This window comes from Lacrimispora sphenoides JCM 1415 (assembly GCF_900105615.1).
GTDB lineage: Bacteria > Bacillota > Clostridia > Lachnospirales > Lachnospiraceae > Lacrimispora > Lacrimispora sphenoides.
Genome location: NZ_LT630003.1, coordinates 2,036,935 through 2,052,437 on the forward strand (window position 1 = coordinate 2,036,935; position 15,503 = coordinate 2,052,437).

The 15,503-nt window shown below is 42.5% G+C and carries 14 protein-coding genes; 4 read left to right on the top strand and 10 right to left on the bottom strand.

The window, feature by feature from the left end:
* The first annotated feature begins 103 nt into the window (after positions 1–103).
* Both BMX69_RS09140 and BMX69_RS09145 read left to right on the top strand, forming a co-directional pair.
* Complete coding sequence (locus BMX69_RS09140) at positions 104–976, top strand: hypothetical protein (RefSeq protein WP_100042179.1); 873 nt, start codon at positions 104–106, stop codon at positions 974–976.
* Positions 977–1,034: 58 nt separating this feature from the next.
* The gene (locus tag BMX69_RS09145) at positions 1,035–1,817 is read left to right on the top strand and encodes a SagB/ThcOx family dehydrogenase (protein WP_054790939.1); all 783 of its coding nucleotides are present in this window, start codon (positions 1,035–1,037) and stop codon (positions 1,815–1,817) included.
* 332 nt (positions 1,818–2,149) lie between these two features.
* Here BMX69_RS09145 and BMX69_RS24080 read toward each other — a convergent pair whose 3' ends face one another.
* Complete coding sequence (locus tag BMX69_RS24080; protein ID WP_157724402.1) at positions 2,150–2,317, bottom strand: hypothetical protein; 168 nt, start codon at positions 2,315–2,317, stop codon at positions 2,150–2,152.
* A 462-nt stretch (positions 2,318–2,779) separates the two neighbouring features.
* Here BMX69_RS24080 and BMX69_RS09150 point away from each other — a divergent pair, with 462 nt between their 5' ends.
* Positions 2,780–2,995 carry a hypothetical protein gene (locus BMX69_RS09150; RefSeq protein WP_054790938.1) on the top strand — a complete coding sequence of 72 codons (216 nt, stop codon included), beginning with the start codon at positions 2,780–2,782 and terminating at the stop codon, positions 2,993–2,995.
* 90 nt (positions 2,996–3,085) lie between these two features.
* On the opposite strand, the gene BMX69_RS09160 is transcribed toward BMX69_RS09150, so the two are convergent.
* The 3 genes from BMX69_RS09160 to BMX69_RS09170 all read right to left on the bottom strand — a co-directional run bounded on the left by BMX69_RS09160 (position 3,086) and on the right by BMX69_RS09170 (position 6,659).
* Positions 3,086–4,801, bottom strand: coding sequence for an N-acetylmuramoyl-L-alanine amidase family protein (locus BMX69_RS09160; RefSeq protein ID WP_115639889.1), 1,716 nt, complete (start codon positions 4,799–4,801; stop codon positions 3,086–3,088).
* Between the two features lie 159 nt (positions 4,802–4,960).
* Complete coding sequence (locus BMX69_RS09165) at positions 4,961–5,416, bottom strand: hypothetical protein (protein ID WP_100042180.1); 456 nt, start codon at positions 5,414–5,416, stop codon at positions 4,961–4,963.
* 526 nt (positions 5,417–5,942) lie between these two features.
* The gene (locus BMX69_RS09170) at positions 5,943–6,659 is read right to left on the bottom strand and encodes a hypothetical protein (protein ID WP_100042181.1); all 717 of its coding nucleotides are present in this window, start codon (positions 6,657–6,659) and stop codon (positions 5,943–5,945) included.
* Between the two features lie 369 nt (positions 6,660–7,028).
* On the opposite strand from BMX69_RS09170, the gene BMX69_RS09175 reads away from it, so the two are divergent.
* Entirely contained in the window at positions 7,029–8,246 is a 1,218-nt protein-coding gene (locus BMX69_RS09175) for a 6-phosphofructokinase (RefSeq protein ID WP_054790933.1), read from the top strand.
* 33 nt (positions 8,247–8,279) lie between these two features.
* On the opposite strand, the gene BMX69_RS09180 is transcribed toward BMX69_RS09175, so the two are convergent.
* From BMX69_RS09180 to BMX69_RS09205, 6 genes are read right to left on the bottom strand one after another with little or no spacing between them, the layout of a single operon-like run.
* Positions 8,280–9,641: an FAD-dependent oxidoreductase gene (locus BMX69_RS09180; RefSeq protein WP_054790932.1), complete on the bottom strand. Its 1,362-nt coding sequence runs from the start codon at positions 9,639–9,641 to the stop codon at positions 8,280–8,282.
* A complete protein-coding gene (locus BMX69_RS09185; RefSeq protein WP_100042182.1) occupies positions 9,619–10,188 on the bottom strand; it encodes a hypothetical protein in 570 nt (189 codons plus the stop codon). Before BMX69_RS09185 ends, BMX69_RS09180 begins: the two co-directional genes overlap by 23 nt.
* Positions 10,189–10,213: 25 nt before the next feature.
* A complete protein-coding gene (locus BMX69_RS09190; RefSeq protein WP_100042183.1) occupies positions 10,214–12,367 on the bottom strand; it encodes a hydantoinase/oxoprolinase family protein in 2,154 nt (717 codons plus the stop codon).
* A 24-nt stretch (positions 12,368–12,391) separates the two neighbouring features.
* The gene (locus BMX69_RS09195) at positions 12,392–13,693 is read right to left on the bottom strand and encodes a C4-dicarboxylate ABC transporter (protein ID WP_100042184.1); all 1,302 of its coding nucleotides are present in this window, start codon (positions 13,691–13,693) and stop codon (positions 12,392–12,394) included.
* 32 nt (positions 13,694–13,725) lie between these two features.
* On the bottom strand, positions 13,726–14,421 hold the full coding sequence (locus BMX69_RS09200) for a hypothetical protein (RefSeq protein WP_054790931.1): 696 nt from the start codon (positions 14,419–14,421) through the stop codon (positions 13,726–13,728).
* 47 nt (positions 14,422–14,468) lie between these two features.
* The gene (locus BMX69_RS09205) at positions 14,469–15,455 is read right to left on the bottom strand and encodes a winged helix-turn-helix transcriptional regulator (RefSeq protein ID WP_100042185.1); all 987 of its coding nucleotides are present in this window, start codon (positions 15,453–15,455) and stop codon (positions 14,469–14,471) included.
* Between the last annotated feature and the right edge of the window lie 48 nt (positions 15,456–15,503).

The window sequence follows — 15,503 nt, forward strand, 5'->3', positions numbered from 1 at the left end:
TACTAACTATACTAAATATAAAACAGCCGTGACGCAAGCAAGCCGTGATCAGATTTGAAACCACATGGGTTGATTTTAATGATAGAATAAATCAGGGGGCCATATGAAAAATATAGTCAAATTTTTAATTGTTTTTACAACATACACAATAGTATTTATTCTTGCGAATGGTATGATGCCATTCTCACAGGCATTTAAGGAAGCTAGCGCACGGACGGCGGCGGGACCTCTGGATTTACTGTATGTAGTTATTAGCTGCCTGTGGTTTAGCTCTACCATCTGCTACACCGTTTACCATACTAAGTGGAAAGGCGTCAAACTGGCCCTCGGCGTAATTACCGTAATTAGCCTGGTTCATCCTGTTTTGACTCAGGTTGAAACATTGTTCTTTGGGAGCGCATTTACCGTTATCTCCAAAAGTGATATTCTGCTGATTATGCTGGCAGGCATTTTGCCACTATTAGCCTCCGTCCCATTGGCTGTTAAAATGTGGAGTAAAGAAAAATCGAGGGAATCCGTTTATGATTCCCCTATTAATGTGACTAAGCTCGCGATAAGTATTGTTCTGGTCGGTTTTGTCTATATGATCGTATACTTTGTTTTCGGCTATTTTGTCGCATGGAAATCGGAAGCCGTGAGGATATTTTACTCCGGTGATTCGCAGGACATAGGCTTTGGGGCTAAGCTATTAGAAAACTGGAGAGAGAATCCAGCCATCTACCCATTACAGTTTATGAGAGGTATACTGTTCGGGATAGCCGCTTCACCTCTGCTTTATATGGGGCGGAACCGTCGGAGAGAGTTTATTATCAGTATCTGCCTGTTATACCTGTGTACCGCTATTGTACTCATTATTCCAAACTTTCTTTTCCCTGATACGGTCAGATGGGCTCATTTTATAGAAATGTTTTTATCTATGCTGCTTTTTGGAGTGATGACAGGTTTAATAATGTCCCGTGCATCACAAAGAGAATGATCTTTACGTCATATTAATTGTAGGGATTCATGATATTCTTATACAAGGAGAACACAATATGGACAATTTTAATGATAATCGTGCTTTTATGAAAAGTGGATTTGATCTTCCTGAACGTGAATTTATATCCGATCAAGAGCGTGGTATGCCGCCACCATGTGCTGCGAAAGCAATCGATGACAAATTAAAAATCATTGAACTGCCGGCAGTAAATATAAAAACTGTTAAGTACAATGATTTATACACTTGCTTTAATAATCGTAGAAGTAGGCGAAATTATAAAGATACACCAATTACATTAGAAGAGTTGTCATTTTTATTATGGTCAACTCAAGGTGTGCAGAAAGTTATACCTGCATATAAAAATACTGGTCATATTACCCTGCGCCCAGTACCTTCTGCAGGTGGCAGGCATTCCAGCGAGACATATCTTGCAGTTAATAATGTAGCAGGTTTAGATAAAGGCATTTATATTTATATGCCTTTAGAGCATAAGCTGGCTTTATGTCATTATGTTGATAATTTGACAGATAAGCTTATCTATGCTTATGGTGGTGAGGGTTACTATTGTGAAGCCAAGTGGTTTGGACGGGCACCGGTTGTATTTTTATGGTCCTGTATCCCATATCGTGGCGAATGGCGATACCATTGTGAAGCTCACCGACTAATGTTGTTGGATATTGGTCATATATGTCAAAATTTATATCTGGCATGTGAAGGAGTTGGGTGCGGCACTTGTGCAATTGCCGGGTATGTACAGGAGGCGTTTGATGAATTGCTTGGATTAGATGGTAAAAATGAATATGTCGTTTACCTTGCTGCCGTGGGGAAAGTAAAATAATAGAAAACCTTCATCCTACCAGGGCTTATGCACCAAAATGAAAACACCCATCGTAAATCCGACAGGCGTTTCAAACTAGGGAGGGTTCTCTATGAATAATTAACTATGAATTATGTCGTAAGTTGCATTAATCTTATATTACTAAGATATAAAGCTTTGACATGTCCTGTGATTGTTTTACGAATATTATTTAATTTTATGGCAATTATAATTGTGACCCATCTCGTGTCTAAGCCTGAGTAACCTACCTTTTCGTTGCTTGGGCTTTTTCCCCCTAAGTACTCTGGTACCCTTCGAATCCGGGCACAAACGGCAGATCACTTGGAAACACTCTAGGCTTCGTTTTTATAACTGTCATCAATACCGTATACATCACTTTTAGAGTCAAATACCGGCCTCGATATGGTAAATCCCAATGTCATAAATACTGCCATTGCAAATACATACAGTACAGATACCTTAGCAAGCGTGGTTGCTGCTTTTATCATTATCTTTATCATCCTATCTTCCTTTCTCAGGCATTTGGATAAGCCTCTATTAATATTTTCACTTAGCATACCCGGCGAGAGATAATACAATTCATTTGTACCATATTACCCCCGGTCCTGCCAGTCAGGAAGGAACACCTCTTTAGAGATTGTATATGATGATTTTCCAGTTAATCGTATTTCAACAAATGATTTTCCGTCAAGAATCCCTTTTCAATAGAATTCTAAGGGGCAAGGCAAGATGTTTTCCATCATGTTTCCTCTCACTCATATTGCCATCCTTTCAGACCAGATGGTTCTATGAAAACAAGTATAGCACTAACTTCGACATGGATGTAAGTTACTCATTGAAACTAGAAGTTACTTCTTTATTTTTGTGCGCCCCGCTTCAACAGGTTTTTCGAACATATGTTTGATTTTTATTTCTGATTATGTTATACTGATTTTACGAAAAGACACTAAGGAGTAATTGCAATGGAAAAACAATTAAAAAATGATGAATGTTTTATTTTTATTGAAACCGGATTAAATGCTCTAGAAAAAATAGGCTGGTATGGCGAAACCAAATTTATATGTCCTGTATGTGGGTATGATAATGCCAACGCTAAAAGGATTAAAACACCTAATAAAGTTCGTAATAAGTCTACTTGGTTATATTGTGAAGAATGCGGAATGCTCGTCCATGGATAAAGTATTAGAGGTAAAGACATCTATATCTCTACCTCTTTTTTTGTAAAGTAAACACTTATAAATTGCAAAAACTATCATTCCAGTTTTTAATCACTTGTACCATGTACCATTTTCATCGATAAAGAATCCGTTGATAATTGTGTTGACTGCCATAGCCCCATCGCTATTAAAATAATACCAGTTTTTATTTATCTGTTTCCAGCCTGATTGCATGGCTCCGGAAGAATCTGTATAATACCACTTATTATTATAGTGGATCCAGCCAGTTGCCATAGAACCATTGGTATAGAAATAATACCAGTTTCCATTTATCTGTCTCCAGCCAGTATGCATGGCGCCCTCCACTCCTATATCTAATGAAGAATTCAAATAATACCAGTTATTACCGGAAACAATCCAGCCTGTCACCATGGCTCCTTCTACACCAGTAGCCGCCGAAGGATTTAGGTAGTACCACCTATTATTGGACATTACCCAGCCAGTTGCCATAGAACCATTGGTATTGAAATAATACCAGTTTCCATTTATCTGTCTCCAGCCAGTATGCATGGCGCCCTCCACTCCTATATCTAATGAAGGATTCAAATAATACCAGTTATTACCGGAAACAATCCAGCCTGTCACCATGGCTCCTTCTACACCAGTAGCCGCCGAAGGATTTAGGTAGTACCACCTATTATTGGACATTACCCAGCCAGTTGCCATGGAACCATTGGTATTGAAATAATACCAGTTTCCATTTATCTGTCTCCAGCCAGTATGCATAGCTCCCTCCACTCCTATATCTAATGAAGGGTTTAAATAATACCAGTTATTACCGGAAACAATCCAGCCTGTCACCATGGCTCCATTACTATTAAAATAATACCAGTGATCGTTGCTTTGCTTCCATCCAACAACCATCATTCCACTGCTGTTAAACAAATACCATTTGTTATTTATATTTGCCCAGGATTTTTGATACGTACCATCAGGGTACTTATAATACCAGGTAGTCCCATCCCTAATCCACCCAACTTCCGAATTTGAATTCCAGGAACCTTCCTGGCCACTTCCATCAGACACGTTTTCTTCCGTAAGATATGCTTCATCAGATTCTGTCCATTCACTTTTCTTTCCATATTTATTTTCTGTTTCCGTACCTGGAACAGTTCTGACTTTAAAAATATAACTGCCTGCTTTTGTCATGTAAGGATAAAAATCATAAGAAGTTTTTTTCAAACACTCAACCTTTTTTATGATTGTATTTCCGCGATATAAATAGACATCATATGCTCCGGAACTGTATTCTCCTTCGCTCCATTCGGCATCTCCGATTCCTGAATCCCCCCAGTAAGCACTTTCTGGTGAATTATAGGTTCCTTTTAAAGGATTAAACGTAAATGTCACATATAAGGTATCTGCCCTGGAACGGCTGGATGTTACATAGTCCCCTCCCTTTATGGACACATTACCAGAATTATATCCTCCTTTAAACGCATATTCATCAGAATCTATAGCCCGTAAGGTTACTTTCATCTTCGGCTTTGAACCAATCATCATTTCCTTATTATCAGAAGTTATCCAATTTAAATCCGTAACTTCATACCTGTTATTATTGCTGCAGACATAATTTCCTGATTTCTCCGTTGTTTTAAAGGAAACTTCTGATGGTAACGTCTTTCCTTCTTCCAAATCCTCCAGTCCTACATAAATAGTCACTGATGATATAGTTTTCGATGAAGCAGCCAGGGATTCAAGTGGGAGACTAATCCAGAGTACTGTTATTACAGAAGCCCAGGCCACCAACCTCTTAATGTACTTCATAAAAACTCACCTACTTTTTCTTATTAAATAAATAATATTATTACAGCTAAATCAAAGGTGTACTTCTTGGCCTCCGTTACGGCAAATATCAAAAGTGGTACCCCACTTATGATAGGAGCTGTATGGCGGTTAAAATTAGCCCTTTCAAAATGTTCAGATTTAACGGACGCCAAATTTTGTGCCACGCCTGATGGTGCCATCACTGTTCCATTCTGTGTAGACGTATGGGCCACTGTCAGTGGTTCCATTTTCAGTAAAGTTATGTGTGACACCATTGTAGGTGTAGGGACCTGTTATCAATTTCAAGGTATTGGAATCAAAGTAGTAGATATTGTCATTAATTTTCATAATCCCGCCCTGAAGTTCACCGGTGTCAGCTGTGTAATACCATGTGTTATCCCTTTGAATCCACCCGGTACGCATAAGCTGGTCATCACCAAAGAAGAACCAATGATTTTTGTAGTTGACCCAGTTGTTCGTACAGTAATCTCCAGATCCCCATTGGTACTTTACCCCCTGCGGGGTGCTCACAAATCCTGCAGCAAATGATGACATAGCACTTCCAATGGCTAATGCTACAGATAAAGTTGTAACCGCTAAATACTTTTTTCTCATAGATCTTGACCTCCTTATAAATGTATAGGTTATTATAAATTTAGTTAAAGTATATAGTCTGGAGCATTTTCAAGTCAATGAAGTTTAGGTATTTGTAAAAACAAGTAAACTATTTGTAAAAATTTGACAGTAAAAATTTTAAATCTTAAGAAGTCTGTAATTATAATAATATGATTAATTATTGTAGCAGCAGAGATAACAATTTTCATTAAAAGCAAATAATAGGATTATAGGTAAATCCCTATTCCTTGTATAGATATTGAAAACTCATACAGGAAATTTCTATTGAAGAAAAAATCCTAACTTGGCATTTTCGTCATGTGGGGTATTTCATAAAAGATTAAAAGATAGAGTTTACACAACATGGACATTTGAATTTAGAATGGAAATAGAAAAAATCAAAATTTTATAGTGTTTGTTGCATTATACTGGTAAATAAAATAATAATATGTCGCTACACAGGTTATAACTTAGTACACCTCCTGCAATTAACGAAAATGGATTGCAGAAGGTGTTATCGATTGTACTATTTATTGCACATCTTGATCTTTTTTTCGTCGGCATTCATGTCTTCGTCATCATCGATTACAGCCTCACTAGATTCGTTCCTTATCTCTTCAATGGATTTGTGAACACTCTCCAACTTCTGACTAGTGTTATCGTCGAGCTCCAGAGACCGGCCCTTAAGCTCTGTCACCTTTTTAGATTTGGCTTCAATATTGCCGTTGCCTCTGGATATTTCAGCCTCCAGAACCCGGATGGTTCCATCCAGATGCTTTTTCTCCTGGTGGATTGTCTCCGCCTGCTCTTGGTTGGCAGAAAGAGCGGATATGCCGTTTAGCTGGTCTGCCTGGGCTTCTTCCTTTGTCTTTGGCTTATCGTAGATCCTGCCATCAGAATCCTCATCCTCCGTTTCTTCTGCCTGCCTTGCCTGAAGTTGAGAAATCTGATCGTCGATTTCCTTTAGCCGCTTTTCGTATTCTTCCAGCTGTGCTTTTACATCAGTTCCGTTTTCTTGAGATGAGTCCATAAGGGACTTTTTCTGTTCCTGTAAGAATTCCTTCTGCTTCATCAGCAGCTCTAGCATACTCTGGTTTTTGCCAGCAGGAGAAATGACGGTGATATCCCGGTTCTCATCGTCTTTCTTTTTTCCAAACAAGACCTCTGTCTGGTTAGCGGCGGAACGGTTGATGGCATTGATACTTTGGGAAGGCATCTGCCCGTTCAATTTTCCAATATACATAAGATATCCCCTTTTCTTGTTACTTTTCATTGCTATTTTGGATATCGGCAAAAAAAGTGATTATATAAGGTTAGACATGAAAAAGCAGCCCTTATACCATTCATTCACAGTTTTTTCACAAGACGTACAAAATTTATTTACAACTTCTACAAACTTTTTTCATATCTGTCTTATATAATAAAAATAGTAACAAGAGGAACTCCAAACTTGTTAAAATTAAAACTTTTTTTCATAACTGGCCGGTGAAAGTCACATTTCACCGGCTCCTCCCTTTTATGGGGCAAATATTTCCCAGTTGCAAAGAAACTCTTTCTATTATAGAATAGGGAAGGTGCCCATGGCATATGCAAACTTGGAGGATATTATTACATGAAGAAAAATGCAATCGTAGGACAATCCGGCGGACCCACCGCTGTGATCAACGCAAGCCTTTATGGCGTCATCAAAGAAGGAATGGCCCAGGCCGAAATCGGAAGGGTTTACGGAATGCTCAATGGCATAGAAGGCTTCATGTCCGGCAATTATATGGATTTAACAGGTGACCTGACTGAAGAAGAGCTGGAGCTTTTAAAATTAACACCAGCTGCTTATTTAGGTTCCTGCCGCTATAAACTTCCTGATGATCTGTCTTCTCCCTTTTATCCGGCTCTTTTTGAGAAATTCCGAGCTATGGATATCGGATATTTCTTCTATATTGGCGGTAATGATTCCATGGATACGGTAAGTAAGCTTTCCCGCTACGCCGCCCATCATGGAAGCCCTATCCGTTTCATTGGAATTCCCAAAACCATTGACAACGACTTGATTTTAACGGATCATACTCCCGGCTACGGCAGTGCTGCCAAATATGTGGCTGATACTGTCCGTGAAATCGTTCTGGACTCTTCTGTTTACCAGCAAAAGTCCGTCACCATCATAGAACTTATGGGCCGTCATGCAGGCTGGCTTACTGCTGCCAGTGCGTTGGCCAGAAAATTTGATGGCGATAATCCCTTGCTTATCTATCTTCCTGAAACGGATTTTGAATTTGAACGGTTCGCATCGGATGTAAAAGCGGCCCTTAACAATCACAATTCCGTTATTATCTGCATCTCAGAAGGACTCTCTGATTCCCAGGGCAAATTTATCTGCGAATACGCAGATGAAGTCCGTTTGGACACCTTCGGTCATAAAATGCTGACCGGAAGCGGTAAAATGCTGGAGAATTTTGTACGTGAACGTTTTGGTGTAAAGGTCCGTTCCATTGAACTGAATGTTAACCAGCGCTGCAGCGGCATGCTTGCTTCTGCAACTGACATAGAGGAATCCGTGCAGGCGGGTTCAGAAGGAGTAAAGGCCGCGTTAAAAGGTATTACCGGAAGAATGGTTGCCTTTCACCGCAAAGGAAATTCCCCTTATTCCATGGAATGCATCACCGTTGATGTCAACGAAGTATGCAATCAGGAAAAGCTGTTCCCCGTCCAGTGGATCTGCGGCAATGGCACGGATATCTCCCCAGAATTTCTGGAATATGCCATACCGCTGATCCAGGGTGAGCCTCAAAGAAAGATGGAAAGCGGCAGACCCGTGTACCTGTACCGGAGATAATCATGGTATGCTTTTCCGGATCTTAAAATCCGCTCATTCATACGGCTCAAGAAAAGCGCCATGATCCTTTAAAAGATTCTGAAGCTGTGCTACGTCGATTGCGGCAACACCAATTCCCTGTTTTGCCGCAATCGCTGCCGCAGTACCGGCCCCTTCACTGATTGCCATCAGTATGGGCGTTACGCGGACCGCTGCACAGGCTTCATGAGTCGCACTGATGCATCGCCCGACGACCAGAAGGTTATCCAGTTCATTTGTATACAAACAACGGTATGGAATGGAGTACCAGCTGCCTTTCTTTAAATAATGATGCTCCATTGTTCCTCCATCAGGGGAATGGATATCGATGGGATATCCGCCCATGGCAATGGCATCTTCAAACATTTTGTTCTGTAATAAGTCAGATGCGGTCAACAGATAAGCACCGTTTATCTTGCGGCTTTCCCGGACGCCGATATGCGGCCCTGTGGTAACGATAACTGCATTTTCAAATCCAGGAATATATTTTCTCATAAAAGCAACTATGGCATGTGCCTGCTTTCTGCCCTCTATCTCCGCTTCCGTTAAATCAAAAGAATCCAAAGCGCTTTTTTTAATGATCCGGGACATGTTAAGGATATATTCTCCAGGATTGTTGGTTTCAAAGCAAAGCACCATATCTCTGTCAATTGGGAATTCCCCTTTTTCCTTTGCCTTACTGATAACAGAATACGCCCCCTGCATACCGCTTCTTGGAATCAGCTGCAGACGTTCGAATGGAATGGTCTCAAGCATATCATCAGAGTTCTTCTTTATGTATTCCATCATCTTATCCCGGTCCACATTGCATACCTTGACATTCATTGTCATTGGCTGAGCCAGATGATCCTCCTCCCTGCCGTAAACACTTCCGATTCCTGCATGGGTGGCCAGGTCTGCATCTGCTGATGCATCTATGAACACGGAGGCGGATACGTCAAAGAAGCCCTGTTTTGCATACAGGCGTACCTTTTGGATCTTTCGGTCCTCCCATTCACAGCCTGTATAGACGGTATGATAGAGCAGGTCAGCTCCGGCCTCCTTCACCATGGTCTCAAGAATTAGTTTCATACCTTCTGCATCAAACGGGGTCACGGAACTGGCATACCCCACAAAATCCTCCATATGGCCTGGAGAAAAGCCTTCTCTTACCATACGCGCCACAATTTCCTCAGCAATCCCCTGCACGACTTGCGTACTTCCTGCATGGAATGTCATCTGGGGACCCGTTCCTGCCATTGTAAGCATACCGCCCAGATATCCGTTCTGCTCTACCAAGAGAGTCCTGGCTCCGGATCTGGCACTGGCGATTGCAGCTACTGTACCGGCAGGCCCTCCTCCAATAATGACCACATCATAGGTTAAGTTCTGTTTCATTTCTCTCCTCCTTTATCAGCTGATCATAGCGGCAGGCAAAGGCATGAGCCCCGATTTCCGATAACGCCCGGATTCCGGTCCTTCCGATTTTCAGACTACCAATCCTTAGCATTGGCACCAGATATTCTTTACTCGTAAATCCCAGTTCACTCCATTCAAGAAAATGATAATATTCATGGCTTAAAATCAGATTCATGGCTTCCGCCATCTCCATTTTGTTTTCTATTGCCCAAAGTGAAATGGATTTCAAGTAAAGATGGATCCTCTTCTGTCCGGTCAGATAATCACTGAAATATCTCTGGTTTCCCACAACATAATCGGCATCAACTTTCTCACAGGTTAAGCCGCTTTCTGTTACAATTCTAAAAAAGTCTTTTTCTCCATTGTAACGCACAAAAATCATTTCTGCTGCGGCTTCTCCCTTTTGCCACGCACGGTCTGTGATCCTTTTTCTGTCCTCAGACCGGATTTTATGATAACAGCTGTCACGGCTTAATTCATCCTGTGCCAATTCCTTCCCCGGAAACGGCATGGAACCTGTATTCAAAATCCAATCACCACCTTATCTGCTTTTATCCTTCTGTCCGGCCGGTTGCAATGATCAGGATTTTTTCATCATTGCCAAAACCTGTCAGTTCTGCATTTCCCAGTGCACAAATTTGCGCTTTGCTCTGGAGTCCGGATAAATCAATGACTCGTTTCCCTGATACCAGATAAATATTGGGCAGATTGGCACCGCCATCATTAAACACCGTCAGTTCTTCCAAATACCATTCGATTTTTGTTTCCCAGTCCGCAATCTTCACTTCTGAAACCAGAGCATTGCTTTTCTGAAGGCGGATCACGCCTTCTTCATCAATCAGACGCAGGGGCGTTGTTTTCTTTTTCAACAATCCCAGAAATTTCTTTTCCAGTCTCTGGGACTGCACGGCATACATCACTCCGTTTTGAGCGGTTATAGATAATTCTCCCGGATTCCCATCCATATTTTCGGCACAAATCTTAAGGAGCTCATCAACCGTCAGTTTTGTATTGCCCAGGACCTTACTTCTCATTTCCGTGGCACCTACAGCAATTGCCCTTAATAGATTTTTTTGCGTATCCACTTCTACATGGACCTCAATGGTCCCCGGCGCAGCGCCGCTCTGGATTGCTTTCTGTTCTACTTCCCTGCGAATGCTTAATATATCTTCCTGGGAAGGACTTGACACCGTCCGCTCCACCATATCCCGTACCATGGCAAGAGCGACACCAATGGTGGAAATTACCGCTGCATTGCCTGCGATCCGGTATTTATGCTTCATGGTCTTTGCAAGATGGGGAACCACACTGGCTGCTCCGCCTCCGCCTCCCACAAACACGGTCTGGTCCGGACGCATTTTATAGTCTTTAATAAGCTGTTCTGCAACCTTTGCATTTTTGGCTGCTGCGAATGCCATGGCCTTTTCTGCCGCTTCTTCCACGGTACAGCCCATTTGATCTGCCAACGGCTTCCAGGCTTTCCTTGCTGCTTCCACATTCCCATAGGAATAGTCTTCCGGCCTGACGTAACCAGCTATATTAGCAGCTCCCGCCATGGTGAGGGTCACCCGTACTCCATTGTCACATTCAATAACCGCATATTCCGGATCAGAAGGTACGGGTCTGACCGTCATAAGCCTTGGATTTTTAATAAGGTCGGCATCAGTATAAACTTCATAATCCAGACCGGCAATATGAGCACTTCGCGGCCCCATGTTAACGGCCTTGCCATCCTTTATCTGTACCATGCTTCCCCCGCCAATGCCCACGGTTCTGACATCAAGACTGCTTAAATAGGTTTTATGTCCTCCTACTTCTGCATATTGGATCATAACCTTGCCATCCTTTACGCAGGATATATCCGTGGAAGTACCGCCGACTTCAAAAAATAGACCATCCGTCAGCTTTTCATACATCAGAGCGCCGGCAACACCGGCTGCCGGTCCCGAGAGTATTGTCATAATCGGCCGGTTTCTTACCTCGTCTACTGTCATAACGCCGCCATCACAGCGCATAACCATCAGAGGGTTTTTGATTCCAGCCTCTATGATGCTCGTTTCCGTCATGGTTGCAGCCTCAAGCATCTTAGGCATAATGCTGGCATTTACCACGGCCGTCCTGGTTCTTATTTTCAGGCCGTATAATTTTGATATTTCATTGGTAGCCGTACCCGGGATATTCATCTCCTTGCATTTTTCCAGTGCCAGATTCTCATGATACGGATCATCCACACTGAAAGCCTCTGCAGCCACAATGCTGGATGTGCCTCGTTCCCTTAAGGAGCGGATGGCGTCCACGATCCTGCTTCCCAGACTGCCCTTATCCGAAGTGTCCACGTATTCGTTCTGACTTTCCAAAAATTTACCGGCTGCCAGTTCTATATTGCTGATGTTGGTATCCGACCTGCTTTTTGCCCCTTGCAAACCGCTTCCCAGCGTTACAATACCAACCGGAGCCACATCTCCTTCCAGAAGTGCATTGGTAGCCTGAGTCGTACCGTGAGCGATAAAAACAACGTCATCCGGATTAATATGACAATCCTCCATAATGCGCTGCAGCGCCTGAACAATTCCTTCTGCCACTCCCTGCCTGGAATTGTGGGTAGTAGGAGTTTTTACCACTCCTATTAATTCAAAAGTTTCATTATCAATGGCAGCGGCATCCGTAAAGGTGCCGCCCACATCAATCCCGATGCGTACTTTCATAAATTCAATTCTCCTGTCGATTGCTTAAAAGTATATGAATGCCGAGATTATCACACCGATCACGGAAATCGTCCAAAGATAGGGCAATAGTTTTTTGGTAATCGTATTAACATCCACCTCGGCAAAATTGGCTGTCCAGACGTTTTGTGTATTGGTGGGGTCCCCACAGCCCTGAATCCTTTCTGCGGAAAGAAAAGCTCCCATAACAGCCTGCGGATTCAGTGTCCCAAGACCGATCACCAAAGCTGCAATTCCGGAACCGAGTCCAAACAGATTCATAGGACCTCTGTATAAGGATAATGGTGCCAGAATGGAGAAAAAGATTATGTATCCGACTTTTGAAGTTGGGATCACGGCAAGTAAAAATGGGTTCAGCACTTCCTTTACCATGGCGTGAGTCACTGCAAGATATAAGATTCCAATGCCCACCATCAAGATGATTGCAGGCGCTGCATCTGTAATTCCGTCATAACAGGTTTTTACAAGAAGATTCATTGCTTTGGAAAAGCTTTTGGATGTAAACAGCAGAATCCAGAATATGCCTGCCAAAAAAGAAGGAACAACAGGCACCTTTAAAAACGCTACCAGAATGATGGGAACAAGTGGTGTGACCATAGCAAGCCCACCGGCTGTTCCTCTTAACTGCTTTGTCTGGATCTGATCTGAAACAGGAGCGGAAAAAGCAAATTTTACTCCATTCTTTTTGAACTCCACAAAAATCAGGATTATAGTCGCGATCAGCGTTACCGCCAGCATATAGACTTCAAACCCCTTAATTTTCTCAATTTCCAATCCGAATATGCTGGAAAATGATGTCCAGTTTGCAATATTAAAACTGAGTCCCACTGCAAATGCCATCAAAAAGATGCTGGCAGCGCTGATAGCCGGTACACCCACGGAAATCAATATGGGCAGAACAATGGTTCCCACCATAATAACAGAACCCAATCCATTTAAAGTAGTGAACAAAAGTGCAACTGCCGTTACCATGATCAAGGTAACAATTAACGGCCTGTCACCGCCCAGCTCTGCACTTTTTTTGATGATATTTTCGGTCACTCCAGTCTTATTCATCAGCTGTCCCAGCCATGCACCGAAGATAACTGCCATAATCGCAGATCCCATTCTGACAGTACCGGCTTCTAAAACAGTGGAAAGCCAGCCAATCTGAGCCCCTTCCCCATTAACTCCCACTGCCGGAACTCCTGCAATCACGCAGATGACAACAGCCAGAAAAGGCAGAGCCAACAAAGTAGGCAGTTTTTTTGCCATCATAAATGCTGCAATAACAAGAAAAGCAATGATGATACATGTTCCCTGTAACATACGAAATCCTCCATTTTTCAATTAGATGGTGTTTATAATCTATCTACCGCATTCCGGAACTGACCGGTTACTTCTTTTACCTGTTCTGCAGACGGTTCCTTTCCCATAACAATGGCTCCGATCATGACCGCTTTGCAGCCGGCTTCATAAAGATGCTTTACTTCCTCCGGGCATATCTTCTTCTGGGTAGGGATCAAAGTCGGCTTCCCTGCTTTAGCAGATATATGGGAATACCGTAAAATATCGGCGTAATTGAGGGGTGCCCCGTAGCGTGCTCCCGGCTGAATGCTGCATTCCAGGATATCTATGCCGGACTGCCGGACTGCTTCCAGTGTATTCTGATCATATGTATCATCAATGGCAGCCATTTTTGTCAACACCCGGCTCTCCATCATATGACACGGCAGATGGTGAATGTAGGAAGAAAAGAACCGAAGCCCCATTTGTTCCACTTCCAACCTTTCTTCCCTTGTAATAAATGCATCTTCTCCTCCGGGCACAAGTCCGACCGGCACATCTTTGCATAGTGCAATCAAATCTTTCAGGAACAGCCGGTTCTCCTCATAAGTTCCGAATGTATGGCCGCTTGCACGATGCCATACATTTGCATGAACTTTAATTGCCTGAGCCCCTCCTTCCAATGCAGCCCTGGCTAGCTCCAGATTATTTTCCGGCAGGCTGACCACCAGGGTAAATTTGTTTTCATTTACCAATTCTTTAAAATCCATTGACTTCTCCTTTCTGAAATGCGGGCATCCGGCGGCCGTCCGGACGGTTACATTTCACAAATTACTTTTTTCAGTACTCTCTTACCTAAATCTGTTTCCATATGGTTAATCACAGGCTTTATTGCCTTGACTTCAACAGCGTGCTTTAATAAATGACTTTTCTTTAACTGTCCGCTTACACATTCCGCCAGACGGTCTCCCTCATCCACCCTGCCTGACAGATATACGTTTTCGATGGGAAACATCATGCAGATCATCTGCAGTATATTAACAATTCCTTCAGAAAGTTTGTCTGCGGTCATTTTTTTACCGGCATGTTCGACGAAGGGGGTCATATCCGCTTTCTTTCCCTCCGTCATATCAAGAAACGTTCCATTGGAGGTTATGGAAACAAAGATTTTTTTCCCAATCTCAATGTGTGCACTGTTCGGACTCTCTTCTTTTTTCATGATTTGCCGGAAGGAATAAACCTGAGAATATTCTTCCATGACAGGCACTTTAAACTGGGTTTTCACCGCCTCACAGAATGATATGCTGGCCGAAGATAATGAGGTGGAATACATAACATTAAAATCACTTGGACTCATATCTTCCTGGAACAAAAGCCCGATTCCTGCCAGTTTCCCATTGCAAAAATTCTCCGCATCCTCCCTTATGCAAAGGGCGACCTTTTCAAGCAGTTCATTGCCGGTAATGTAATAATCGGATATCAGAACGCTATGTTTTTTTTCCAGCGCCAGATCTAAAAAATGTAAAACGGCTCTTCTCCAGCCGATTTCCAAAATTGCGATATATCCTTTGCTGTTATTGACCGATAATTCAATTCTTTTTCTGCCGCCTGTGGATGTGGCTACACCATTTTCCACGATCCAGCCTTTTTCTATTAATTCCGATGTCAGAGATGAAACCGTACTCGGCGAAAGCCCTATGATCTCGGATAATTCTGTACGGGAAACCGTTTCCTTTTCTAAAATTACATTCATGATCAATCGCAAATTTTCCCGTTTCATGTCCTGTAAACCGCTTTTTTTCATATTTGTACAACGCCTTCCTTCTTTTTTCGGTCTCCGAAATAAGTTCTG

Excerpts from the sequence above, each read along its gene's own strand:
- BMX69_RS09150 (WP_054790938.1), top strand. The coding sequence starts at position 2,780 with ATGGAAAAACAATTAAAAAATGATGAATGTTTTATTTTTATTGAAACC.
- BMX69_RS09145 (WP_054790939.1), top strand. The coding sequence starts at position 1,035 with ATGGACAATTTTAATGATAATCGTGCTTTTATGAAAAGTGGATTTGAT.
- BMX69_RS09180 (WP_054790932.1), bottom strand. The coding sequence starts at position 9,641 with ATGAAACAGAACTTAACCTATGATGTGGTCATTATTGGAGGAGGGCCT.
- BMX69_RS09140 (WP_100042179.1), top strand. The coding sequence starts at position 104 with ATGAAAAATATAGTCAAATTTTTAATTGTTTTTACAACATACACAATA.
- BMX69_RS09205 (WP_100042185.1), bottom strand. The coding sequence starts at position 15,455 with ATGAAAAAAAGCGGTTTACAGGACATGAAACGGGAAAATTTGCGATTG.
- BMX69_RS09195 (WP_100042184.1), bottom strand. The coding sequence starts at position 13,693 with ATGTTACAGGGAACATGTATCATCATTGCTTTTCTTGTTATTGCAGCA.
- BMX69_RS09190 (WP_100042183.1), bottom strand. The coding sequence starts at position 12,367 with ATGAAAGTACGCATCGGGATTGATGTGGGCGGCACCTTTACGGATGCC.
- BMX69_RS09175 (WP_054790933.1), top strand. The coding sequence starts at position 7,029 with ATGAAGAAAAATGCAATCGTAGGACAATCCGGCGGACCCACCGCTGTG.
- BMX69_RS09170 (WP_100042181.1), bottom strand. The coding sequence starts at position 6,659 with ATGTATATTGGAAAATTGAACGGGCAGATGCCTTCCCAAAGTATCAAT.
- BMX69_RS24080 (WP_157724402.1), bottom strand. The coding sequence starts at position 2,317 with ATGATAAAGATAATGATAAAAGCAGCAACCACGCTTGCTAAGGTATCT.
- BMX69_RS09160 (WP_115639889.1), bottom strand. The coding sequence starts at position 4,801 with ATGAAGTACATTAAGAGGTTGGTGGCCTGGGCTTCTGTAATAACAGTA.
- BMX69_RS09200 (WP_054790931.1), bottom strand. The coding sequence starts at position 14,421 with ATGGATTTTAAAGAATTGGTAAATGAAAACAAATTTACCCTGGTGGTC.
- BMX69_RS09165 (WP_100042180.1), bottom strand. The coding sequence starts at position 5,416 with ATGAGAAAAAAGTATTTAGCGGTTACAACTTTATCTGTAGCATTAGCC.